Consider the following 22,413-nt stretch of genomic DNA (forward strand, 5'->3'; position numbering starts at 1 on the left):
ACGAAAGGATGAGCAACATGTTTTTTAAAAAATGGTTTGGTAAAACAAACAAAGCGACTCATGAAGATGTTGCCGCTCCGTTAACAGGGATCGTAAAGCCGCTCGAGGAAGTTCCGGATCCTGTTTTTTCTGAAAAAATGATGGGAGACGGCATCGCGATTGAACCGACAGACGGGGAAGTTGTTTCGCCTGTCAACGGGGAAGTCGTGCAAGTATTCCCGACAAAACACGCGGTCGGATTGCGTTCCGAAGCAGGGGTGGAACTGCTTATTCACGTTGGCTTAGAAACGGTTTCGATGAATGGCGAAGGATTTACGGCGCACGTAGCGGCCGGAGACCGCGTCAAAGTCGGCCAGCGTTTATTAACGGTTGATTTGGATCTTGTCAAACAAAAAGCGAAAAGCACGATCACGCCGATTATTGTGACAAACGGAGATGTGGTGGCAAGCTTGCAAAAAACGTCAGAAACGAAAGCGACAAAAGGAGAAACGACCATTTTCCACATTGACATCAACGCGTAATGGTGATGAATCCATGGCGTTCCGGATTCATAAAATTTTAAATAACAATGCGGTTGTCGTATTGGATGATGGGAAAGAAAAAATTGTCATGGGAGCGGGAATTGCCTTTCAAAAAAGAAAAAATGATATTATTCCTCCTTCGAAAATTGAAAAAATTTTTGTGATGGAAGGGGAAAATGAAAAGTTTCAACAATTATTGCGGACATTGCCGGAAGAGCATATTGAAATTGCCGAAGAAATTATTAGCTATGCGGAGGGGCAGCTGCAAGCCCCGCTAAACAATCATATTCATATTGCTTTAACCGATCACTTATCATTTGCGCTTGAGCGGCTTGAACAGGGTTACCGCATCCAAAATAAATTGCTCAATGAAATTAAAGTGTTGTACAGAAAAGAATATCAAATTGGACTATGGGCGAAACAACTGATTAAGGAGCGGCTCGGCATTGAAATTCCGGATGATGAAGTGGCACATATCGCTCTCCATATCCATACCGCTAAGATGGACGCCGCCAGCATGAATAAAACGCTTCGGCAAACGACACTTATTCGCGAAATGGTCGATATCGTTCAAGCTGAACTAGGCGTTGATATGGATGAAGAAAGCATTTCATACCAGCGGCTGCTCACCCACTTGCGTTTTGCGATCAACCGCATTGAAGATCATGAATGGTTTCATTCGATGGATGATGAGATGCTTGCGCTCATTCAAGCAAAATATGAAAAAGAATACGCTTGCGCAAAAAAGATAGCCGAGCATGCGAAGAGTGAATATGGCCTCGAGTTTCCTGATGCTGAGCTCGCTTATATCGCCCTTCATCTTCAACGTTTACAAAAACGTTGACGAATGATTTCGATTCGATTATAATGAAAGCGCATTACAAAAAAATATCGTGGGATTGTTACTGCAAACGCAGGCAAGACCTAAAACGTATGAAGGGAATGGCAGATGTGTTTCTGCCATACTGCCCTTTGTATGTTTTAGGTCTTTTTTGCTTTTTTAAAAAATAAAAGAGAGGGGTTCACAAATGAATTACGAACACATCGCAAAACAACTCATTTCGTTGTTAGGCGGAAAAGAGAATCTCATCAGCGCCGCCCATTGTGCGACAAGGCTACGCTTAGTGTTAAAAGACGACAAGAAAGCGGACACAAAAGCGATCGAGAGCATTGAAGGGGTAAAAGGAGCATTTTCCAGTTCCGGGCAATATCAAATTATTTTCGGTACTGGTGTTGTCAATAAAGTGTACGACGCATTTGTAAAAGAAGCGGGATTGCAACATATAAGTACAGCTGTTCATCAAGAAGCAATCAAGCAAAAAATGAATCCATTAGCACGATTGGCGAAAACGTTATCAAACATTTTTGTTCCGATTATCCCTGCGATTGTTGCTAGCGGTCTGTTGATGGGACTATTAGGAATGATGAAAGCGTTCAAATGGGTTGCGCCTGATAGCCCGTGGTATGTGTTGCTTGATATGTTTTCGAGTGCGGCGTTTATCATTTTGCCGATCTTAATTGGTTTTAGTGCGGCGAAAGAGTTTGGTGGCACCCCATTTTTAGGGGCGGTCATCGGTGGGATTATGACACATCCCGCGCTGTTGAATCCTTGGGGATTGGCAGAAGCCAAGCCAGAGTATATGCATTTTCTCGGTTTTGATATTGCTATGGTTGGTTATCAAGGGACCGTCATTCCGATTTTGCTGGCTACTTATGTGATGTGTAAAATCGAGCGCGGATTACGGAAAATCGTGCCTCACGCGGTCAGTTTGCTTGTTGTTCCATTTGTGACGGTCATTTTCACTGGATTTATTACCATTTTAGCCATCGGCCCATTGGGCAACTTGCTTGGTGATGGAATTACGACAGTGCTTAACTTTATTTACCATTATGGCGGGGCGCTTGCTGGGCTTGTTTTCGGCGGCTTGTATTCTATGATTGTCATTACTGGTGTGCATCATAGTTTCCATGCAATCGAAGCCAACTTATTGGCGAAACTTGGCGTCAACTATTTATTGCCGATTTGGTCGATGGCCAATGTTGCACAGGGCGGGGCAGGGCTGGCCGTATTTGTGAAAGCGAAGCGAGCGAAAACAAAAGAAGTGGCTCTTCCATCTGCATTATCAGCTTTTCTTGGAATTACTGAACCGGTAATTTTCGGGGTGAACTTAAAATACCGTAAGCCATTTATTGCTGCGGCTATCGGCGGTGCGTTAGGAGGAGCGTATGTTGTATTTACAAACGTTGTTGCGAACGCCTACGGGTTAACGGGCATTCCGATGATTGCCATCGTCGCCCCGGAAGGAATGCAAAATTTAGTCAACTATTTAGTCGGGTTTGCAATTGCGGTAGTTTCTGCGTTTATTGCAACATTATTGCTTGGATTTCGCGAAGAAGAATGATTCAGTCATGCCTGATTCGCTGCGACAGAGGTGAGCAAAAATGAAATCGGAAAAAGAACAACAACTGATCGAACAAGCATATGCCGAAATGAAAAAATATCGAGACATGGTAGAAAAAGACTATTACCGCCTTCATTATCATTTAATGCCGCCGGTCGGGCTAATGAATGACCCGAACGGCTTGATTCATTGGAACGGCGTTTACCATGTGTTTTATCAATGGATGCCGTTTCATACTGGGCATGGCGCGAAATTTTGGGGGCACTATACATCTTGTGACCTTGTTCATTGGAAACAAGAAAAAATTGCGCTTGCCCCAAGTGAATGGTTTGACAAAAACGGATGCTATTCGGGAAGCGCCATTGACAATGATGGTGTATTGACATTATTTTATACAGGAAATGTGAAAGATGAATATGGAAACCGCCAGACGTACCAATGTATGGCTATGTCGAAAAACGGTATTGATTTTGAGAAAAAAGGAGTTGTTGTAACGCTTCCTGACGGCTATACGGCGCATTTCCGTGATCCGAAAGTTTGGAAAAAAGACAAAAATTGGTACATGATTGTCGGGGCTCAAAGCAACAGTTTGGATGGACGAGCGGTGTTATTTCGCTCAAAAAATCTTTTTGACTGGGAATATCTTGGTGCGATTGCCGGAGGAAATTTGAATCAATTAGGCGATTTTGGCTACATGTGGGAATGTCCTGATTTATTTGAATTGGACGGACAAGAAGTGCTCCTTGTTTGTCCGCAAGGGTTAAAAGCAGAAGGAATGAAATATCATAACGTGCATCAGTCTGGTTATTTTGTCGGGTGCCTTGATTACGAAACGGCCCAATTTTTTCACGGAGCGTTTACCGAATTAGACCGCGGCTTTGAATTTTATGCTCCACAAACGATGCTTGATGAAAAAGGAAGACGAATTTTAATCGCTTGGATGGGAGTTCCTGATCAAGATGAGGATAAGCATCCGACCGTTGCGCATCGCTGGGTTCATGCGCTCACATTGCCGCGTGAACTAAAACTGAAAGATGGTAAAATATATCAGAAACCAGTGGAAGAGTTGCAAATGCTGCGTAAGGATAAAATTGCATATTCTGGTGTCACAATCGCAAACGAAGAAATAATGTTAGAAGGAATCAACGGGGATGTGATCGAGCTTTATTTAGAAAACATTCATCTATTAGGAGACATGGAGATTGTTATTCGTAGCGAGGTACGCCTTATTTACCATAGCGGTGAACGTGTGTTGACATTAGAACGCAAAAGTTTTGCCAACGGGCTGACCGAAAAAAGGCAATGTTATTTGGAATATTTGCATTCGTTGCACATGTTTTTAGACACTTCCTCAATCGAAGTATTTGTAAATGGAGGAGAAGAAGTATTTACGGCACGGTTCTTTCCACATAAAAACAATCAAACGATTTCGTTTGCTGCCAATGGACAGCTTGTTTTTGACATTGAAAAATGGAGTTTGTAACACCGCATACGCCGTCGGTTGCGGTGTTGTTTTTTGCTAAAATAAGGGAGGAAGATATATTCAAAATGGGGGATTGAAATGAAATGGCAGACGCCACAACAATTGAAACAATTGCTTTGCCGTTTAGTCGAATATCCAAGCATCAGCGGGACGGAAGCGGAAATATCGATTGCGAAATTTATCGCAGAACAGTTGCGCGCCATTGATTATTTCCGAGGAAATAATGAGTTTGTACAATTGCATCCGACCGGAGATGGGCGCTATTTTGTTACCGCGCTTGTGAAAAAAGCGGAACAAGTGCGCGATACTGTCGTTCTCATCAGCCATTTTGATGTGGTCGATGTACAAGATTACGGAATGTGGAAGGACGCTGCGTTTTCGCCAGAGGAGCTGACGAAACGGTTTTACGAGCAGAAACAGCAGCTTCCTTCTAGCGTGCAAGCGGATCTCGAAAAAGGAGAATGGCTGTTTGGCCGCGGTGTGATGGATATGAAATGCGGGCTTGCTCTCCATATGTCGCTGATCGAGCAAGCATGCCACGGAGCGTTTGCCGGGAATTTACTTCTCCTTACTGTGCCGGATGAGGAAGCAAATTCAGTGGGAATGCGCGCGGCTGCGCCAGTGCTCGTGGAAATGGCAGAGAAATATGAGCTGACTTACCGGCTTGTCATCAATTCTGAACCGATGTTTGCGCGCTATCCGGGGGACAAAACGAATTACATTTACACCGGATCGATCGGGAAAGCGTTGCCGGGCTTTTATTGTTACGGAAAAGAAACGCATGTCGGCGAGCCGTTCGCGGGACTAAATGCTAATTTCATGGTGGCGCAAATTGCAAGCGAATTAGAGCTTAATACCGATTTTTGCGAAGTATTCGACGGGGAAGCCAGCCCGCCTCCGACTAGTTTATTGCAGACGGATTTAAAAGAAGAATATTCCGTGCAAATACCGCATCGCGCTGTGGCGCTATTTAATTTATTTTTGCAACAAAAACCGCTCGATGACGTGACGGATTCGTTAATTGCGGCCGCAAAGCGGGCGGCGAAGCGCATTGAAAAGCATTATGACAGCGAGGCGTCCCGTTTTGCGAAATTCGAAACATCAGTGCCGAAACCAATATTGATCAACGTATTTACTTTTGCGGAATTAAGAAAGAAAGCAGTGGACATGTTTGGCTCCAAAAAAGTCGAACAGCTTGAAGCAAGCGTGCTATCGATGGAAGCGGCGAAGGACGACCGGGAGAAAACGATCACGCTAGTCGACCGGCTCGCCATGCTTTGTAAAGATTTCGCGCCGATGATTGTGTTGTTTTATGCGCCTCCATATTACCCGGCTGTCAGCTCCGGCAGCGATCCGTTTGTTCAGCGCCTTGTTGCGAAGCTGCAAAAATACGCGCAAGAAAAACATGGCATTTTGCTTGTCCGACAACATTATTTTCCTGGAATTTCTGATTTAAGCTATGTCGGCTTGCAGCAATCTTTCGCTTCTCTACAAACGCTTACCGAAAATATGCCGATATGGGATTGCGGCTATCAGCTGCCGCTTGATGCACTGGCAAAATGGGACGTTCCAATGCTCAACATCGGGCCGATCGGGCGTGACGCCCACCAATGGACGGAACGCCTTAACGTTCGATTTGCGTTTAAGGAGCTAAAAGAGTGGCTGGAATATATAGTTGGCGAGACATTTGTAAAATAAAGAAGGACAGAGCCGTGAGAGGATAGGCAGGTTAATGCGCCTATCTTTTTTTATGGATAAAGTAGCGGTTCAATAAGATCCATAACGTGCAGATTGACGAAATAACAGCGGTCTTTTATATCTTAACATAAGATTATATCTTATGTTAAGATATATTTGAATAACAGGAGGGGGAACGGATGCAGATTGATGATGTTATTGAAATGATTAACGAGCAATGGACAGATATTTATTACTTATTACATTATGTTCATGAAGATCATATTACACACCAAGCGGTTCGTTTGTTGCAGTACATAGAAAAAAACAAAGAAGCAACGATTGGCGATTTAGCAAAACATTTAGCTGTCTCGCATAATACTGCTTCAGAGCATATAAAGAGGCTAATAAAAAAAGGACTGGTTGTGAAAAGAAGAAGCAGTGTAGATGAGAGAAAAGTGTTCGTTGTATTAACCGAGGAAGGGAGACGGGTATTATACCGGCATACCCGGTTGGACAAAGACAAACTGAAAAAAATTTTTAAGCAACTGGATCCATTGGATATCGAACTTATACAAAAGGCATTTTCTATTCTTAGCGAGGGAGCGAGAAAATGTTTGCGCTAGTCAAGATCGTTGTTTCCGCTATTATAATTGGCGGCGTCACAGAAGCGGCTCGGAGATATCCAGCCTTTGGCGGCGTTATCGCGGCATTGCCGTTAGTCAGCTTATTGAGTTTATTTTGGCTATATTTTCAAGGAGAAGAAATCCGCATTTTGAGCAAATTTATTGATGGAGTGTTGTGGGGGTTACCGGCAACCGCTTTTTTATTGTTCGTTATCGGCTTATGTTTCAAAGCTTCTTTTCCGTTCAGTTTATCCGTCGCGCTTGGGATAGTCGGTTGGGGAATGTTTCTCATGATACAAAACATTCTTTTCAAAAATATGTAAAGTTCATATGGCAATTGCACACTTTTATTGAATCATTCCGCAAAACCTCCTATAATGATAGAAAACATGTCTTTACACTTGTTAAAATAGGAGGATTTACATGAGTCGACAAACAATTTCGCAGCGGAAGCTGTTAGGAGTCGCCGGGCTTGGCTGGATGTTTGACGCGATGGATGTGGGCATGCTGTCGTTTATTATCGCGGCATTGCAAAAAGATTGGGGCTTAAGCGCCAAGCAAATGGGATGGATCGGGAGCGTCAATTCAATCGGCATGGCAGCCGGCGCGCTGTTATTCGGCTTGTTAGCCGACCGCATCGGCAGAAAAAACGTGTTTATTATCACCCTGTTATTATTTTCAATCGGAAGCGGTCTATCCGCTTTAACGACGACACTGGCGGCGTTTTTAGTTTTGCGCTTTCTCATAGGCATGGGTTTAGGTGGAGAACTGCCGGTTGCTTCGACGCTTGTATCGGAAAGCGTGCCGGCGCACGAACGCGGAAAAGCTGTTGTGTTGCTTGAAAGCTTTTGGGCAGTCGGCTGGCTGTTGTCCGCGTTCATTTCGTATTTTGTCATTCCAACATACGGTTGGCAAACAGCGCTATTGCTTGCGACGATTCCGGCGTTATACGCTCTGTATTTGCGATGGGGGCTGCCTGATTCGCCAAGGTTTACGAGCGCGCATAAAGAAAAAACAGTGTGGAATAACATTGCCAAAGTTTGGTCATCTGCTTACCGGAAAGAAACGTTCATGCTTTGGGTGCTTTGGTTTTGCGTTGTATTTTCCTACTATGGCATGTTTTTATGGCTGCCAAGTGTAATGGTCATGAAAGGGTTTAGTTTAATTAAAAGTTTCGAGTATGTCTTGCTTATGACGCTGGCGCAGCTGCCCGGTTATTTTAGCGCCGCGTGGCTTATTGAGCGGATGGGGCGGAAATTTGTGCTCATCACGTATTTGATCGGTACGGCTGTGAGCGCCTATTTCTTTGGCAATGCTGATTCGCTTGCATTATTGATGACTTCGGGAATTTTATTGTCGTTTTTTAATCTTGGCGCATGGGGGGCGTTATACGCCTATACGCCAGAGCTTTACCCGACTTCGGTTCGCGGCACGGGGGCCGGGATGGCAGCGGCGTTTGGACGTATCGGCGGCGTTTTAGGCCCGCTTTTCGTCGGCTATTTTGTCGGCAATGGCCTCACCGTCACGGCCATTTTTGCGGTTTTTTGCCTTTCCATTTTCGTCGGTGTGATCGCGGTATGGGCGCTGGGAAAAGAGACGAAACAGCGGGAATTGGCATAAATATTTGACAAAACGGAGAAGGAGCTATACCTTTAGGATAATTGCTCCTTCTTTTTTATGTATGCAAGAGAGGCGGTGAGTGAACCACTTGAATTCGTTTGTGTCTGTTGTCATTCCGACATACAATCGCCCGTACCCGCTTGCGGAATTATTGGAATCGCTGAACAGGCAGACATACCATCATTTTGAAGTGGTCGTTGTCAATGATGGGGGCGAGCGCGTTGACGATATTATTGCGTTATATCCGGAACTCGATGTTCATCTTATCCACTGCCGCGGCAATGTCGGACATGTCGAGGCGAGAAATATCGGTGTCAAGGCGGCAAAAGGGGAACTTATTATGCTTTGCGACGATGACGATTTGTTGCTTCCTTGCCATATGGAGCAAATGGTTGCGGAAATTAGCGATGTCGATTTCGTTTACTCGGATGTCGAAATTTTTCATTACCGGACGGAAAACGGGCAGCGCATCCCGACAGACCGCTTTTTATTCGCTTATGAATATGACCGGGAAGCGATGCGGAAATTTTCCACATATGTTCCGTCCGGAAGTTTATATCGCAAATTGATTCATGATCATATCGGCTATTTTGATCCGGGTGTTCACCATTATTGGGACTGGGACTTCTTTTTGCGCGTTTCCGGGTCGTTTCGCGTCAAACGTGTCGCGACAGCGAGCGTGTTATACGCTTTTTCCGATGCCGGGAATAACTTGTCGCGGCGGATGGACGACAAACGGAGAATGTATTTAAACAGGCTAAGCGAAAAGCACGGGCTCGGGAATTTGCCAATGAAAAACTTTTGGCTGCTCCTTGACGAACCGGAAGTGAAAAAACGAAGGGCAGAAAGCAAGATCGTTTGGGACGGGGAGCCGATCATATCGAGACTGTGGCATTTGAAACACCATTCGTAAAAAATGTTTTCAAGCATTGACGAGCGTTTTTCCATTTTGCTATTATAAATAGCAAAATGGAATATGGCGTGACGATGATGGATCGATAGTAGTTAACCCTCTCTTCTGTAGCGAGCCGGGGACGGTGGAAGCCCGGTGAAGATGGTTAATGAAACGGCAGTCCGGAGTTGCTTTCCTGAAAAGCGGATGCGCTAGTCGCATCAACTAGGGTGGAACCGCGGGAGCCACGCTCTCGTCCCTAGGCAATAAGGCCTAGTGGCGAGAGCGTTTTTGTTTGTTATGAAAACGGAAAAGGAGGAAGCAGTCATGTCAGTGACAATGGAGCAAATCGTTGCTCACGCCAAACATCGCGGCTTTGTGTTTCCGGGCTCGGAAATTTACGGCGGCTTGGCCAACACATGGGATTACGGCCCGCTGGGAACGGAATTAAAAAACAACATTAAGCGGGCATGGTGGAAAAAGTTCGTTCAAGAATCGCCTTATAACGTCGGTTTGGATGCGGCGATTTTAATGAATCCAAAAACGTGGGAAGCATCTGGCCATTTAGGCAATTTCAATGATCCAATGATTGACTGTAAACAATGTAAAGCCCGCCATCGCGCGGACAAACTGATTGAAAGCGCGCTAGAAGAAAAGGGAATCGAAATGGTCGTCGATGGCCTTCCGTTTGAAAAAATGGAAGAGCTTATTAAAGAGCATAACATCGCTTGCCCGGAATGCGGCAGCCATGATTTTACGAACATTCGGCAATTTAACTTAATGTTTAAAACATATCAAGGAGTAACGGAATCAAGCGCGAACGAAATTTATCTCCGTCCGGAAACGGCGCAAGGCATTTTCGTGAATTTTAAAAACGTCCAGCGTACAATGCGGAAAAAGCTGCCGTTTGGCATTGCGCAAATCGGAAAAAGTTTCCGCAACGAAATTACGCCAGGGAACTTTACGTTCCGCACCCGCGAATTTGAACAAATGGAGCTGGAGTTTTTCTGCAAGCCCGGCGAGGAGCTGAAATGGTTTGATTACTGGAAGCAGTTTTGCAAGCAGTGGCTGCTGTCATTGGGCATGAAGGAAGAAAACATCCGCCTCCGCGACCATACGAAAGAAGAATTGTCGCACTACAGCAACGCCACAACCGATATCGAATACAAATTCCCGTTCGGCTGGGGCGAGCTATGGGGCATTGCCTCCCGCACAGATTACGATTTAAAACAACATATGGAATATTCTGGGGAAGATTTCCGCTATATTGACCAGGAAACGAACGAACGTTACATCCCTTATTGCATTGAGCCATCCCTTGGCGCAGACCGCGTGACGCTGGCGTTTATGATTGACGCCTATGACGAAGAAGAGCTGGAAGATGGTACGACGCGGACGGTGATGCGCCTGCATCCGGCGCTTGCCCCTTATAAAGCCGCTGTATTTCCATTATCGAAAAAATTGGCGGAAGGCGCGCGCAACATTTTTGCGGATTTGTCGAAACATTTTATGGTCGATTACGATGAGACTGGTTCGATCGGCAAACGCTATCGCCGCCAAGATGAAATCGGCACGCCATTCTGTATAACGTATGATTTTGATTCTGAACAAGACGGCATGGTGACAGTGCGCGACCGCGACACGATGGAACAAGTACGAATTCCGATTTCTCAGTTAAAAAGCTTTTTAGAGGAAAAAGTGCAATTTTAACCGGTGGAGAGAAGAGCGCCTTTGCTTGGATAAGGCGCTCTTTCTTTTTATACTATGGAAATCGGAAAATGCCGATAATGTCAATGGATCACCATATTCTGAACAAGAAAAGCCACCTGCAGCTTTTATGTTAACAATGCAAGAAAAAGGAGGGAGATTTCCGTGCTGCTGACGCACGTCTTCCGACCAAGTTTTGATGATTGGATAAAATTTGCTCTTAGTTTAGCGCATGGAGGCTTTGAAAAAGGAAGCACATTTTTCCTGTTTTTTTACATCGTTTTCGCTTTGTTTCCGGCATGTTGTGCTTTTTCGCGGTTTTCCGTAATAATAGAAATAGGTTGTGCAGTTTATCGTTTCTGACGGGAAAAACGCCGATCGTCTTTATTACAATATGGAAATGAAAAAGGAGAAGCGAGATGCAAACATGGAAACGGCGAGCGAAGGAGCTGAAGCGAGAATTATTTGTGTTGTATTTAGCGTATAAAGACCGGCGGATTTCTTGGCTGTTGCGGTTGTTTACGCTGTGTGTCGTCGCTTATGCCTTCAGTCCGGTTGATCTGATTCCCGATTTTGTCCCGGTTTTCGGGTATCTCGATGATTTGCTTCTTGTTCCTCTCGGCATTTTTCTCGCTTTAAAATGGATGCCGAAGGAGGTTATCGATGAGTACCGTGCTCAAGCGGCGGAATTGGCGAAAAAAGAAAAGCCAAAAAATTGGTTTGTGGGCGGATTGATCATTGTTTTGTATGTGGCGCTGTTCGTTTGGTTATTTCCGTTTTTCGTTGAACGGTTTATAGATTGAAATTAGTTGTGATACATTAATGGTGAACAAACGAAAAGGAGTTTTAGGTATGGCGATTTTGAAAAACGACTGGGCTCCATTGCTTGAAGAAGAGTTTCGCAAGCCGTATTACATAAAGCTGCGTGAATTTTTGAAGGAAGAATATCGCACGCGAACGATTTACCCGGATATGTATGATATTTTTAATGCGCTCCATTATACCCCGTATTCGCAAGTGAAAGTCGTGATTTTAGGGCAAGACCCGTACCACGGGCCGGGGCAGGCGCACGGATTGAGTTTTTCCGTCAAACCGGGGGTTCCGCTGCCGCCGTCGCTTGTCAATATTTTTAAAGAGCTTCATGACGATCTCGGCTGTTATATTCCGAACAACGGCTATTTAGTAAAGTGGGCCAAGCAAGGAGTGTTATTGCTAAACACCGTATTAACGGTGCGGCGCGGCCAAGCGAATTCGCATAAAGGAAAAGGATGGGAATTTTTTACGGACCGCGTAATTGAGCTTGTCAATGAAAAACAAGATCCTGTCGTCTTTCTGTTATGGGGGCGGCATGCGCAAGCGAAAAAAGAGCTAATTACCAATCCGCACCATTACATTATCGAAGCGCCTCACCCAAGCCCGTTTTCCGCTGCGCGCGGCTTTTTTGGCCATCGCCCTTTTTCGCGGGCCAATGCCTTTTTGCAAAAAGTGGGGCGCGAGCCGATTGATTGGCAAATTGAAAATATTTAAGTAAAAAATTCTCTGTCGGAGCCGGAAGCCCTGTCTTGTTTTCCCCCTCTTTTTTCAAGGAAGAAGAGAGCGGGAAAAATGATGGGGCCGGGAGTTCAGCGCGATTTTATGAAGAATAGGAGTGAAAGTGTTGAATATACCGATTGCTGCTATTTTAACGAAAATGGAAGAACAGCTGCGGCAGGCAAAAACGGCTGCCAGCCAGCAACGTTTGCGTGAGCACATCGCTGCCGTTCGGGCTTTGTGTGATTTAGTGCTGGAGAAAGAGGAAGCAAAGGAAACGGCGGCCGTTTCTTCCGCCGCTGTGGTGCCGCTTTCCATCCCACAAGGGAAAAGCGAGCGAATCGACATTGGAGATGACGCGAATGGACCATCGCTGTTCGATTTTTAAGGCGGTTTCAAGGGATTTTGTGTGTTAAAAAAGAAACGGGACAAAGCGGTTATACGTTCGGTGTTGAAGAACTTACCCCTTCTGAAGCAGAAGAGTTTTTCTTTTATGTGGAAATACGTTATCATAATGATGGAGAATTGTTGATGAGGGGACGGAGGGAAATGAAAACGTTTGTGCTTCTTGGAGCGATTAACGCGTTTTTATCTGTGGCGCTTGGGGCATTTGGAGCGCATGGGCTAGAAGGAAAAATTCCGGGACATTACTTGGAAGTATGGAAAACGGGCGTGCAATACCAAATGTTTCACGCGCTCGGTTTGCTGGCCGTTGGGCTGTTGCTCGGTAAGTTTCCGAATGTTGGATTGTTGACGACAGCCGGGTGGATTATGTTTATCGGCATTGTGCTGTTTTCCGGAAGTTTGTATGTGTTAAGCGTGACGCAGATCAAGCCGCTCGGAATGATCACGCCGTTTGGCGGAGTTTCGTTTTTAATTGCGTGGGCGTTGATCGGATACGCGGCGGTGAAAGCATTATAATGGGGCAGGCAAACGTCTGCCCCGTGCTGTTTTCATCATGAAAAAAACGAGGTTGCCACATGCAGCCTTTGTTTTGTGTAACGGGATTTTTAAGAAGCTTTATCGCGGAGAATAGGTGCTTAATTCAGCAGTCGCGCCGGCAAACGGATATTCGTAGGCGATTTCCCCTTCAAACACGATGTAATCAAGGTAAATCATCGGCAATAAGTAGCGCCTTCCCGTTTGCGGTTCGCTTAAGATCAAATGGTCACGACCGGCCGCTTCGATGATGCCGCGGAATATTTTCGCGTTCCATTCCCGGTTGTTTTCGAACGTCATATATACAGTAGCTGTCTTTCCTTTGTTCAGGCGCAAAATGTTTTCAATGTATGATTGTTCAATTGGAAGCATGCCGGGGATGGACGGCTGGATGGCTGTTGTCGGTGTTTGCGCTGCGAAAGAAGGTGCTTGTGTGCCGAATGCAGGAGCTGCCGCCGTTAGTGGCTGCTGGGAGTATGGATAAGCGGTTGGATAATATGCTTGCGGGAACATGTATCCTCCATAAAGATACGGATAATAAAAATAAGGTTGTTGGCGTTCATCTTCCAAAAACGTATTTTCGTACGAGTTAGCGGACATAAGAGAGAAACCTCCTTCATGAAAATTTAATATACTCTTGGACAATCACTCTGTGACGGCGCATAAAAACAATGTGACTTATAACGGCCGGCGTTCCATTGATTAAACCATTGCGGCGGACACTCTCCTGCCGGTTTAAAAAACCAGAGTGAGTTTGTCGCAGGATGGTACCGCCAGCCGCGAATCACTTGACGGGCTAATTGAATGTCGGTGTCTCTCGCTCTTTGATAGAAATAACCCTTCCGTACCGCCTCGAACCCGCCCGGGCTTTGAAACACCATTTGGCGGATCGTGCGTATTCCCCGAAAATCAAGGCAATCGGCAATGCAGCGGTTCACTCCGACGTTTCCGACCATTAACATGCCAAGTTTTCCGTCGCCCTCTGCTTCCGCCCGCATCAGCCTTGCCAATAATCTCACTTCTTCATCTGTGCATGCCACAACAGCCATATTGTCACCTCAACTGTCTTTTTCTCAACAATATTAGGCTATTGATATAAGGAAAAAATGGTGACAATTGGACAATCCATTTTGAAAGTGAATTTCTGATTTTATATTTATGGAAGAAAAAAGTAGAATATGACAGAAAAAAGAGGATGGTCCAAAAAACAGGAGAACAACAAAAAAAATCCCGCTCCTTTTAATTAAAGAAAGCGGGAAGATAGGGAACAGGTTAAACATGGAAGAATAACGGCACTTTTTCTACTGTTAAACGGTTTCCGACAAAGAAGGACCCAAATTCCCCATAGCGGGCGCTCACTTCGTCAAAACGCATTTCGTAAACGAGCTTTTTAAATTGCAATGCATCGTCAGAGAATAATGTAACGCCCCATTCAAAATCATCTAAGCCGATGGAGCCAGTGATAATTTGCGTTACTTTGCCGGCATATTTCCGTCCTGTCATGCCATGGGCGCGCATTAAATTGCGGCGTTCTTCTATCGAAAGCATGTACCAGTTATCATTGCCTTGCCGGCGCTTGTCCATCGGATAGAAGCAAACGTGTTTCGTTTTCGGCAAAATTGGGTAGAGACGGCGGCGCACTTCCGGAATTTGATAAGGGTCCTCATTTCCAGAGGCTAAGTAGTTGCTTAGCTCGACGACAGAAACATAAGAATAGGTTGGCACTAAATATTCGGCCAGCTTTGTTTTGTTAAGTGCCGTTTCGATTTCATTCAATTCTTCGATCGTCGGCCGCAAAATCATAAACATAATGTCGGCTTTTTGCCCGACGATTGTATAAATCGCATGGCTGCCTTCTTGTTTGTCTTCTGTTTCCTGCCATTTTTGGACTAATGATAAAAACTCATGAATGGCTGCTTCACGTTCATCGCTTGTTAATGTTTTCCAAGCGCTCCAATCGACCGAGCGGAAGTCGTGAAGGCAATACCAGCCATCGAGTGTTTGTGCAGCTTCGCTCATTTTCTTCACTCCCTTATCTGTCATTTACAATTTTACTATACCATAGTTTGGCCAAGAAACGCTCGAATGCCGCATGTAAAAGATAATAAACTGAATTGTCTTAATAAATCGATTTTTTATGGCAATGCTTAACTTAGTTGCGTTTCTATATAATAAGAGTATCCTAGTATATAGGGGCATTTCAAACATTAGGGAGGATTCGTTCGTGAGCAGTGATTTATTTTCGACATTAAAAGAAAAAATAGCGGGAAAACAACGGAAAATCGTGTTTCCGGAAGGGCTTGATGAGCGTATTTTAACAGCGGTAAGCCGTCTGGCGAACGAGCAAATCGTCACGCCGATTGTCATTGGCAATGAAGAAGCGGTTAAGCAAAAAGCAAGCGAGCTTGGGCTGACGCTTCCGAATGTCGAAATCATTGATCCGCATCAGTACGGGGAAATGGACAAGCTTGTTGCGGCATTTGTCGAACGCCGCAAAGGGAAAGTGACGGAAGAAGCGGCGCGGAAGCTGCTTCTTGACGAAAATTATTTTGGCACCATGCTTGTGTACATGGATAAGGCGCATGGGCTTGTCAGCGGCGCGGCGCATTCGACGGCTGATACGGTGCGGCCTGCGTTGCAAATTATAAAAACGAAACAAGGCGTCCGCAAAACGTCAGGAGTATTCATTATGGTGCGCGGTGATGAAAAGTACGTGTTTGCCGATTGCGCGATCAACATTGCCCCGGACAGCCAAGATTTGGCGGAAATCGCTGTCGAAAGCGCCAACACGGCAAAAATGTTCGACATTGAGCCGCGCGTGGCGATGTTGAGCTTTTCGACAAAAGGATCAGCGAAATCGCCAGAAACGGAAAAAGTCGTCGAAGCGGTGCGGCTTGCGAAAGAAATGGCGCCTGACTTAGTGCTGGACGGTGAGTTTCAGTTCGACGCGGCGTTTGTTCCGTCTGTCGCGAAAAAGAAAGCGCCAGATTCCGTCATTCAAGGAGACGCGAACGTATTTATTTTCCCAAGCCTTGAAGCGGGAAATATCGGCTATAAAATCGCCCAGCGTCTCGGCAACTTTGAAGCGGTCGGCCCGATTTTGCAAGGACTCAATAAGCCTGTGAACGACCTGTCACGCGGTTGCAATGCGGAAGATGTGTACAAGCTGACGCTTATAACTGCGGCGCAATCGCTATAATTCAGAAAAAGGTGACGAAACGTCACCTTTTTTATGTTTATGGTATAATTTTTGCAAATGACTTTGTTAAGGAGAAAAGCCATGGTTCACGAATTGTTGCAACAGGCGAAATGGCGCATTATTGACCAGTCGCATTTCGGTCCGATGTTTGATGCAAAACAGTCGTTTGCGATCGATGACACCCTTTGTACATCGGTAGGAAAAGGGTTGTCCGATCCGGTTGTTCGCACATGGGTTCATTACAATACCGTCGTGCTGGGAATTCAAGATACGAAGCTCCCTCATTTGCGCGATGCCGTGTCATTTTTAAAAGCGCAAAAATACAACGTCATCGTCCGCAATTCAGGGGGGCTTGCCGTCGTACTGGACGATGGGGTGCTTAATCTGTCGCTCATTTTTCCAGAAACGACAAAAGCGATTGATATTAACCAAGGATATGAAGCGATGTGGCAGCTGGTACAGGCGATGTTTTCGGATTACAATAAGGCAATTGAAGCAAGAGAAGTCACCGGTTCTTACTGTCCGGGGAGCTACGATTTAAGCATTGCCGGGAAAAAATTCGCTGGCATCTCGCAGCGGCGCGTGCGCGGCGGCGTTGCGGTGCAAATTTATTTATGTATAAACGGCAGCGGCTCGGCGCGCGCGGAGTTGCTCCGCCGCTTTTACAAGATTGGCTTAAAAGGGGAGAAGACGAAATTTACATACCCGACGATTGTTCCGAGCACGATGGCGTCGCTTTCCGAATTGCTTCATGAAGAGTTGACGATATCGTCCGTCTTACTTTTATTATTTCGCACACTGCAATCGTTTGGCGGCAAGCTTTATTCGTCCGCTTTAAACGAGGAGGAGCTATTATTATACGAATATTATTGGGAGCGGATCGTCAACCGGAATGAGAAGTCGCTGATAGCGCAATAAACGGCTGCCCGTTTTTAACGGGGCAGCCGTTAGTCATTCTGCGATTTTTTCCAAATTTCCGTTTTGGTCCATCCGGAATTTGAGTGCTTGCCGCTCTTCTTCCTCCTGCAAGACGAGCTTGCGGGCTCTGTTAATAATTCTCACCAATGTTTCATAATCTTCCTGAATCGTTGAAGAGTTTTCTTCCAATTTGGCAATTTTCTTTTCTAATTCGTTATTTTTCGCGCGGATTTCTTCATTTTCTTTTCGCAAGCGCTCGTTTTCTTTTACTAATGATTCATGATCGCGATGAACGGTTTTGAACGTTTGTAAAAAGGTGATCACGTGATCGAGTGTCATCGGCGATGTTTCATTGGCAGAAGGCACGACCGCTGGCAATTGGACGATTTCTCCTATTTCCTCCAAAGAAGGAACAGGCGGATTGTACAATCGCTTTTTGCGCACCGCTTGTTGTTTGCCAAGCAGCCGCTGCCGTTCTTTCCGCTGCCGCTTTGCCAACTGCAGCGCTTGTTCATAGCGGCGGCGGACGACAGCGTTCCAGCGGAAGCCGCAGGCGGCAGATGTTCGGTTTAATTTATCGCCGACTTCTTCAAACGCGTTCAGCTGTGTGCTTCCTTCCCGCACATGCCGAAGCACCGTTTCTGCTAGTAGCAAATCGTCTTCTTCTGTCCATGCATCTTGACGTTGTTTCATCACTCTCAACTCCCTCTTTTTTTCTTTAATTTGTTAGTAGAAGCATGGACAAAAATAGGAAGTTTTATACTATTATTTTTTTTAAAGTTGCAAGAGTTTTTGATGAAGTCTGGGAATGGCAACAAACAGGTTGATTTTTCCTAAGGGCCGGCAGTGAGATTTTACACAATGCGCAAGGATTGGCCAGAGTCGCAGTCTATGCGGGGGCAACCTTGCTTAACATCTCGCGATGGGTGGGACGAAATGGAATAACCCCCGTGAGCAAACAAACTTGCATTGCCGGAAAAGAAGCGTTAGAATACACGTTAGTGCATAAACCTGCCGAGCGAAGAGAAGAGGTGACGAAAGATGGCGAATGAATTTCGCGTCTGCGCCGATTGCAAAGCGCCGAATTTAAAAACGTTGATTCCGCGTTTAAAAAAGCTGGACCCAAACGCGACGATCAAAATCGGCTGCCAGTCGTACTGCGGTCCCGGCCGCAAAAAAACATTTGCGTTTGTCAATAACCGTCCGGTCTCTGCGCTGACGGAAGATGAACTGATCGAAAAAATTGCTGAAAAATTGAAGAAAAGCTAAAAAATCGCCTTCATATTTAGGAAGAAGGTGATTTTTTGTTTCTATGTTTTAGGAAATACTGATAGGCAAATGAGGAAAAATCGAGTATTTTTTTATCGCCGAAAACGGCTTATAATAGATTCAGTCAGAAATGGAAGAGGGGATAACATGGCATATCCCGGCGGGCAGCTCAGTGAGGAAAAAGTATTTAAAGATCCCGTTCATCGATATATACACGTTCGCGACAAAGTCATTTGGGATTTAATCGGCACGAAAGAGTTTCAACGCTTGCGCCGCATTAAACAGCTTGGCACGACATATTTGACGTTCCACGGCGCCGAACATAGCCGCTTCAACCATTCCCTTGGCGTCTATGAAATTATCCGCCGCATTATTGACGATGTGTTCGTCGGCCGCGAACATTGGGACCATAGCGAACGGCTTCTCTGTTTATGTGCGGCGCTGCTGCATGATTTAGGACACGGGCCGTTTTCTCATTCATTTGAAAAAGTGTTCCGGCTTGATCATGAAGATTTCACCCAAGCAATTATTTTAGGGGATACAGAAGTCAACAAAGTGCTTCGCCGCGTGAGCGCCGATTTTCCGAAAAAAGTGGCGGAAGTCATTGCGAAAACATATCCGAATAAGCTTGTCGTCAGTTTAATTTCGAGCCAAATCGACGCTGACCGAATGGACTATTTGTTAAGAGATGCGTATTATACCGGCGTCAGTTACGGCAATTTTGACATGGAGCGGATTTTGCGCGTCATGCGCCCGCGTGAAGACCAAGTTGTCATCAAGCGGAGCGGCATGCATGCGGTGGAAGATTATATTATGAGCCGCTATCAAATGTATTGGCAAGTTTATTTCCACCCAGTGACGCGCAGCGCTGAAGTCATTTTAACGAAAATTTTGCATCGCGCGAAAAAGCTGTATGAAGACGGATACAACTTTCAAACAAAGCCGGTCCACTTTTATTCGCTCTTTGCCGGAAACGTGGATTTGCAAGATTATTTAAAGCTCGATGAAGCGGTCATATTGTTTTATTTCCAGCAATGGCAAGACGAGCGTGATGAGATTTTAAGCGACCTGTGCCGCCGTTTTGTTAATCGCCATTTATTCAAATATGTCGAATTTAATCCAACTAATGAACAGATGACAAAGCTGATCGAGCTGACCAGCTTGTTTAAAAAAGCGGACATTGATCCGGAATATTATTTAGTTGTCGATTCTTCGTCCGATTTGCCGTACGATTTTTACCGCCCGGGCGAAGAAGGGGAGCGGCTGCCGATTTATTTGCTGATGCCGAATGGAGAGCTTCGCGAGCTGTCGCGAGAATCGGTGCTTGTCGATGCGATTTCTGGAAAACGGAGAACCGATCATAAACTATATTTTCCAGCTGATTTTATTTACGATTTTTCGACGAAGCGAACAACAAAGAAAAAAATTATCGAAATTTTAGAGGGTTAGGAGATGACGGGGAGTGTTCACTGAACATGCAAAGGTGATGAAGGCGTTGGCGGCAGCTGGGGAAATCGTCGGCCGCAAAAAGCTGCAAAAAATGATTTACATCGCGAAAAAATTGCAATTTCCGTTTTACGAGAAGTTTGATTTTCATTTCTATGGGCCGTACTCCGAAGAATTAACGTGCCGCGTTGAGGAGCTTTGCGATTTAGGATTTTTGCATGAAGTGAAAGAGAAAAAAGGCGGCTATTTCCAATATCGCTATACGCTGACGGAAGCGGGAAAGCAGTTTTTAAACCATTATGATATCAAGATGCCCCATTTGCAAGAATGCATGCAAGATATGAACGAGCAAAACTCGCGGTTTTTAGAGCTCGTTTCGACAGTGCTCTATTTTGAGCATTTGACGAAAGAAGAAGTGAAAGAAAAAGTATTTTTATTAAAAAGCAAGCAGCGGTATACGGAAGAAGAAATCGAGCAGGCGTATGCGTACATAGAAAAATTGCGCGCCAAAGTAAAAAACGAAGTCCGCGCATGACGGGACTTCGTTTTTTCGTGCGCTTTTTTAATGAGGCAAAAAGGCGAGCTGATAGAAAAATAAGATGGCAAAAAGATAAACGAGCGGATGCACTTCCCGCCATTTGCCGCGCGTGATTTTTAACAGCGGATAAGAAATGAAGCCAAGTGCGATTCCGGTTGCGATGCTGGAAGTAAGCGGCATGCTTAAAATAATGAGAAACGCCGGGAATGCCTCATCGAGCTGATCCCATTGAATCCGGGCGATGCTGCCCATCATTAAGCTGCCGACGATAATAAGCGCCGGTGCGGTAATCGCCGCAATGCCGGAGACGGCGCTGACAAGCGGCCCGAAAAAGGCGGATAAGGCAAATAATATCGCGACCGTCAGCGCTGTAATACCCGTACGTCCTCCGGCGGCGACGCCCGAAGAAGATTCAATGTAAGCAGACGTTGGGCTGGTGCCGAACATCGCGCCAATCGTTGTTGCGACAGAGTCAGCAAGCAATGCTTCGCGGGCGCGCGGCATCGTTTTGCCTTTCATCAGTCCGGCTTGCTGGGCGACGCCAATCATCGTTCCCGTCGTATCAAAAATCGTTACAAGCAAAAAGGAGAATACGACGGCATACAATCCGTAATGAATCACATCGCCGATGGCGGTAAGCGGATTGGCGACAACAAGCCCTTCCGGAAGCGATGGCATGGAAACAAAACCTTTGTCAAATTTCAATTGCCCGGTGAAATAAGCAATCACGCCGGTGATGACCATCCCGAAAAAGAGCGCGCCATTGACGCCGAGCGACATCAGCACGAGCGTAACCGCCAAACCGATGAGCGTCAATACCGCCGATGGCGAATGTAAATCGCCAAGCGCGACTAAGTTTTGCGGATGTGCTTGAATAATTTTGGTTAAACGAAGGCCGATAAAAGCGATAAACAAGCCGATTCCCGCGGTAATGCCGTGTTTTAAATTTTCTGGAATCGCTTCGATCAGCTTGCTGCGAAACGGCGTCAGCGACAAAATGACAAAAACGATTCCGGCAACGAACACGGCCGAGAATGCGACTTCATAGGAAATATTGCCATGCGATCCGACAACGGAGTAGGCAAAATACGCGTTTAATCCCATCCCCGGCGCGATCGCGATCGGATAATTTGCAAATAACGCCATCCATAGCGTTCCAATGATGGTAGCGATAATCGTTGCAGTGAACACTTGGGAAAATGGAACACCGGCATCCGACAGCACGACAGGGTTAACGACGATGATGTACACCATCGTTAAAAACGTCGTGCACCCGGCGATGATTTCTGTTTTTAAATTCGTGTTATGTTTCGCCAAATCAAACATCGTTTACCTCCAAAATACGAACGTTTTGAATCACACATATAATAATATTCGTTTTTTCAAAAATTTGCAATGAAAAAAGCAAGGAACAGAAACGTTCCTTGCTTGTGCGCTTATTACTCGTCGCTTAAACGTTTTCCGGCGACCGCGTAATGGTTTTTCGACATTTCTTCAATAAACACGACAATTTTGTCTTTCGAGGCGCCTGTTGTTTCGGCGACCGCTTCTGTCACTTTTTCGACAAGCGCCTTTTTCTGCTCGTCCGTACGCCCTTCGAGCATTTTGATTGTAACGTAAGGCATGGGTCGTCCTCCTTTTGCTGG

The 22,413-nt window shown here is 45.6% G+C and carries 25 protein-coding genes; 19 read left to right on the forward strand and 6 right to left on the reverse strand.

The window, feature by feature from the left end; all coding sequences use genetic code 11:
- Positions 1 to 17 precede the first annotated feature (17 nt).
- The 14 genes from AOT13_RS03410 to AOT13_RS03480 all read left to right on the forward strand — a co-directional run bounded on the left by AOT13_RS03410 (position 18) and on the right by AOT13_RS03480 (position 13,379).
- Positions 18 to 521, forward strand: a complete 504-nt coding sequence (locus AOT13_RS03410; protein ID WP_013877693.1) for a PTS sugar transporter subunit IIA — start codon at positions 18 to 20, stop codon at positions 519 to 521.
- 13 nt (positions 522 to 534) lie between these two features.
- Positions 535 to 1,365 (forward strand): PRD domain-containing protein, encoded by an 831-nt coding sequence (locus AOT13_RS03415; protein ID WP_003253772.1) that lies wholly within the window; start codon positions 535 to 537, stop codon positions 1,363 to 1,365.
- A gap of 184 nt (positions 1,366 to 1,549) precedes the next feature.
- A complete protein-coding gene (locus AOT13_RS03420; RefSeq protein ID WP_042384331.1) occupies positions 1,550 to 2,923 on the forward strand; it encodes a sucrose-specific PTS transporter subunit IIBC in 1,374 nt (457 codons plus the stop codon).
- 40 nt (positions 2,924 to 2,963) lie between these two features.
- Positions 2,964 to 4,406, forward strand: a complete 1,443-nt coding sequence (locus AOT13_RS03425; protein ID WP_042384330.1) for a sucrose-6-phosphate hydrolase — start codon at positions 2,964 to 2,966, stop codon at positions 4,404 to 4,406.
- 78 nt (positions 4,407 to 4,484) lie between these two features.
- A complete protein-coding gene (locus tag AOT13_RS03430) occupies positions 4,485 to 6,104 on the forward strand; it encodes a M20/M25/M40 family metallo-hydrolase (protein ID WP_042384328.1) in 1,620 nt (539 codons plus the stop codon).
- A 179-nt stretch (positions 6,105 to 6,283) separates the two neighbouring features.
- Positions 6,284 to 6,709 (forward strand): MarR family winged helix-turn-helix transcriptional regulator, encoded by a 426-nt coding sequence (locus AOT13_RS03435; RefSeq protein WP_042384327.1) that lies wholly within the window; start codon positions 6,284 to 6,286, stop codon positions 6,707 to 6,709.
- A complete protein-coding gene (locus tag AOT13_RS03440; protein WP_013401873.1) occupies positions 6,697 to 7,032 on the forward strand; it encodes a DUF3147 family protein in 336 nt (111 codons plus the stop codon). The genes AOT13_RS03435 and AOT13_RS03440 overlap by 13 nt, the downstream gene beginning before the upstream one ends.
- Before the next feature lie 100 nt (positions 7,033 to 7,132).
- The gene (locus AOT13_RS03445; RefSeq protein WP_013401872.1) at positions 7,133 to 8,329 is read left to right on the forward strand and encodes an MFS transporter; all 1,197 of its coding nucleotides are present in this window, start codon (positions 7,133 to 7,135) and stop codon (positions 8,327 to 8,329) included.
- Positions 8,330 to 8,417: 88 nt separating this feature from the next.
- Positions 8,418 to 9,242 carry a glycosyltransferase family 2 protein gene (locus AOT13_RS03450; protein WP_173662692.1) on the forward strand — a complete coding sequence of 275 codons (825 nt, stop codon included), beginning with the start codon at positions 8,418 to 8,420 and terminating at the stop codon, positions 9,240 to 9,242.
- A gap of 306 nt (positions 9,243 to 9,548) precedes the next feature.
- Positions 9,549 to 10,931 (forward strand): glycine--tRNA ligase, encoded by a 1,383-nt coding sequence (locus AOT13_RS03455; RefSeq protein WP_013877690.1) that lies wholly within the window; start codon positions 9,549 to 9,551, stop codon positions 10,929 to 10,931.
- A 416-nt stretch (positions 10,932 to 11,347) separates the two neighbouring features.
- Positions 11,348 to 11,731 (forward strand): YkvA family protein, encoded by a 384-nt coding sequence (locus tag AOT13_RS03465; protein ID WP_042384321.1) that lies wholly within the window; start codon positions 11,348 to 11,350, stop codon positions 11,729 to 11,731.
- A gap of 49 nt (positions 11,732 to 11,780) precedes the next feature.
- The gene (locus AOT13_RS03470) at positions 11,781 to 12,455 is read left to right on the forward strand and encodes a uracil-DNA glycosylase (RefSeq protein ID WP_003253762.1); all 675 of its coding nucleotides are present in this window, start codon (positions 11,781 to 11,783) and stop codon (positions 12,453 to 12,455) included.
- Positions 12,456 to 12,582: 127 nt separating this feature from the next.
- Positions 12,583 to 12,846 (forward strand): YwdI family protein, encoded by a 264-nt coding sequence (locus AOT13_RS03475; RefSeq protein ID WP_013401868.1) that lies wholly within the window; start codon positions 12,583 to 12,585, stop codon positions 12,844 to 12,846.
- Between the two features lie 161 nt (positions 12,847 to 13,007).
- On the forward strand, positions 13,008 to 13,379 hold the full coding sequence (locus AOT13_RS03480; RefSeq protein WP_003253760.1) for a DUF423 domain-containing protein: 372 nt from the start codon (positions 13,008 to 13,010) through the stop codon (positions 13,377 to 13,379).
- A gap of 99 nt (positions 13,380 to 13,478) precedes the next feature.
- On the opposite strand, the gene gerQ is transcribed toward AOT13_RS03480, so the two are convergent.
- From gerQ to hemQ, 3 genes are all read right to left on the reverse strand, one after another.
- Positions 13,479 to 13,997: a spore coat protein GerQ gene (gene gerQ, locus AOT13_RS03485; RefSeq protein WP_003253759.1), complete on the reverse strand. Its 519-nt coding sequence runs from the start codon at positions 13,995 to 13,997 to the stop codon at positions 13,479 to 13,481.
- 26 nt (positions 13,998 to 14,023) lie between these two features.
- Positions 14,024 to 14,446, reverse strand: a complete 423-nt coding sequence (locus AOT13_RS03490; protein ID WP_003253758.1) for a cell wall hydrolase — start codon at positions 14,444 to 14,446, stop codon at positions 14,024 to 14,026.
- A 223-nt stretch (positions 14,447 to 14,669) separates the two neighbouring features.
- Complete coding sequence (gene hemQ, locus AOT13_RS03495; RefSeq protein WP_003253757.1) at positions 14,670 to 15,416, reverse strand: hydrogen peroxide-dependent heme synthase; 747 nt, start codon at positions 15,414 to 15,416, stop codon at positions 14,670 to 14,672.
- A gap of 205 nt (positions 15,417 to 15,621) precedes the next feature.
- Here hemQ and pta point away from each other — a divergent pair, with 205 nt between their 5' ends.
- Together pta and lipL are read left to right on the forward strand one after the other, a co-directional pair.
- Positions 15,622 to 16,596 (forward strand): phosphate acetyltransferase, encoded by a 975-nt coding sequence (gene pta / locus AOT13_RS03500; protein WP_003253756.1) that lies wholly within the window; start codon positions 15,622 to 15,624, stop codon positions 16,594 to 16,596.
- 81 nt (positions 16,597 to 16,677) lie between these two features.
- Positions 16,678 to 17,514, forward strand: coding sequence for an octanoyl-[GcvH]:protein N-octanoyltransferase (gene lipL, locus AOT13_RS03505; protein ID WP_042384319.1), 837 nt, complete (start codon positions 16,678 to 16,680; stop codon positions 17,512 to 17,514).
- 33 nt (positions 17,515 to 17,547) lie between these two features.
- Here lipL and AOT13_RS03510 read toward each other — a convergent pair whose 3' ends face one another.
- Positions 17,548 to 18,207 (reverse strand): RsfA family transcriptional regulator, encoded by a 660-nt coding sequence (locus tag AOT13_RS03510; protein ID WP_013877683.1) that lies wholly within the window; start codon positions 18,205 to 18,207, stop codon positions 17,548 to 17,550.
- A gap of 348 nt (positions 18,208 to 18,555) precedes the next feature.
- On the opposite strand from AOT13_RS03510, the gene AOT13_RS03515 reads away from it, so the two are divergent.
- From AOT13_RS03515 to AOT13_RS03525, 3 genes are all read left to right on the forward strand, one after another.
- Positions 18,556 to 18,783 (forward strand): YuzB family protein, encoded by a 228-nt coding sequence (locus AOT13_RS03515; protein ID WP_003253753.1) that lies wholly within the window; start codon positions 18,556 to 18,558, stop codon positions 18,781 to 18,783.
- A 147-nt stretch (positions 18,784 to 18,930) separates the two neighbouring features.
- The gene (locus AOT13_RS03520) at positions 18,931 to 20,232 is read left to right on the forward strand and encodes an HD domain-containing protein (RefSeq protein WP_013401863.1); all 1,302 of its coding nucleotides are present in this window, start codon (positions 18,931 to 18,933) and stop codon (positions 20,230 to 20,232) included.
- A 13-nt stretch (positions 20,233 to 20,245) separates the two neighbouring features.
- Positions 20,246 to 20,764 (forward strand): YwgA family protein, encoded by a 519-nt coding sequence (locus AOT13_RS03525; RefSeq protein WP_003253751.1) that lies wholly within the window; start codon positions 20,246 to 20,248, stop codon positions 20,762 to 20,764.
- Between the two features lie 27 nt (positions 20,765 to 20,791).
- Here the strand turns inward: AOT13_RS03525 and AOT13_RS03530 are convergent, their stop codons facing one another.
- Positions 20,792 to 22,093 carry an NCS2 family permease gene (locus AOT13_RS03530; protein ID WP_003253750.1) on the reverse strand — a complete coding sequence of 434 codons (1,302 nt, stop codon included), beginning with the start codon at positions 22,091 to 22,093 and terminating at the stop codon, positions 20,792 to 20,794.
- 113 nt (positions 22,094 to 22,206) lie between these two features.
- Entirely contained in the window at positions 22,207 to 22,392 is a 186-nt protein-coding gene (locus tag AOT13_RS03535) for a 2-hydroxymuconate tautomerase (RefSeq protein WP_003253749.1), read from the reverse strand.
- Positions 22,393 to 22,413: the final 21 nt, after the last annotated feature.

This window comes from Parageobacillus thermoglucosidasius, from assembly GCF_001295365.1.
GTDB classification, from domain to species: Bacteria; Bacillota; Bacilli; order Bacillales; family Anoxybacillaceae; genus Parageobacillus; species Parageobacillus thermoglucosidasius.

Bases quoted from the DNA above. Each gene is read 5' to 3' on its own strand.
- AOT13_RS03410 (WP_013877693.1), top strand. From the start codon at position 18: ATGTTTTTTAAAAAATGGTTTGGTAAAACAAACAAAGCGACTCATGAA.
- AOT13_RS03415 (WP_003253772.1), top strand. From the start codon at position 535: ATGGCGTTCCGGATTCATAAAATTTTAAATAACAATGCGGTTGTCGTA.
- AOT13_RS03420 (WP_042384331.1), top strand. From the start codon at position 1,550: ATGAATTACGAACACATCGCAAAACAACTCATTTCGTTGTTAGGCGGA.
- AOT13_RS03425 (WP_042384330.1), top strand. From the start codon at position 2,964: ATGAAATCGGAAAAAGAACAACAACTGATCGAACAAGCATATGCCGAA.
- AOT13_RS03430 (WP_042384328.1), top strand. From the start codon at position 4,485: ATGAAATGGCAGACGCCACAACAATTGAAACAATTGCTTTGCCGTTTA.
- AOT13_RS03435 (WP_042384327.1), top strand. From the start codon at position 6,284: ATGCAGATTGATGATGTTATTGAAATGATTAACGAGCAATGGACAGAT.
- AOT13_RS03440 (WP_013401873.1), top strand. From the start codon at position 6,697: ATGTTTGCGCTAGTCAAGATCGTTGTTTCCGCTATTATAATTGGCGGC.
- AOT13_RS03445 (WP_013401872.1), top strand. From the start codon at position 7,133: ATGAGTCGACAAACAATTTCGCAGCGGAAGCTGTTAGGAGTCGCCGGG.
- AOT13_RS03455 (WP_013877690.1), top strand. From the start codon at position 9,549: ATGTCAGTGACAATGGAGCAAATCGTTGCTCACGCCAAACATCGCGGC.
- AOT13_RS03465 (WP_042384321.1), top strand. From the start codon at position 11,348: ATGCAAACATGGAAACGGCGAGCGAAGGAGCTGAAGCGAGAATTATTT.
- AOT13_RS03470 (WP_003253762.1), top strand. From the start codon at position 11,781: ATGGCGATTTTGAAAAACGACTGGGCTCCATTGCTTGAAGAAGAGTTT.
- AOT13_RS03480 (WP_003253760.1), top strand. From the start codon at position 13,008: ATGAAAACGTTTGTGCTTCTTGGAGCGATTAACGCGTTTTTATCTGTG.
- gerQ (WP_003253759.1), bottom strand. From the start codon at position 13,997: ATGTCCGCTAACTCGTACGAAAATACGTTTTTGGAAGATGAACGCCAA.
- AOT13_RS03490 (WP_003253758.1), bottom strand. From the start codon at position 14,446: ATGGCTGTTGTGGCATGCACAGATGAAGAAGTGAGATTATTGGCAAGG.
- hemQ (WP_003253757.1), bottom strand. From the start codon at position 15,416: ATGAGCGAAGCTGCACAAACACTCGATGGCTGGTATTGCCTTCACGAC.
- lipL (WP_042384319.1), top strand. From the start codon at position 16,678: ATGGTTCACGAATTGTTGCAACAGGCGAAATGGCGCATTATTGACCAG.
- AOT13_RS03510 (WP_013877683.1), bottom strand. From the start codon at position 18,207: ATGAAACAACGTCAAGATGCATGGACAGAAGAAGACGATTTGCTACTA.
- AOT13_RS03515 (WP_003253753.1), top strand. From the start codon at position 18,556: ATGGCGAATGAATTTCGCGTCTGCGCCGATTGCAAAGCGCCGAATTTA.
- AOT13_RS03520 (WP_013401863.1), top strand. From the start codon at position 18,931: ATGGCATATCCCGGCGGGCAGCTCAGTGAGGAAAAAGTATTTAAAGAT.
- AOT13_RS03530 (WP_003253750.1), bottom strand. From the start codon at position 22,093: ATGTTTGATTTGGCGAAACATAACACGAATTTAAAAACAGAAATCATC.
- AOT13_RS03535 (WP_003253749.1), bottom strand. From the start codon at position 22,392: ATGCCTTACGTTACAATCAAAATGCTCGAAGGGCGTACGGACGAGCAG.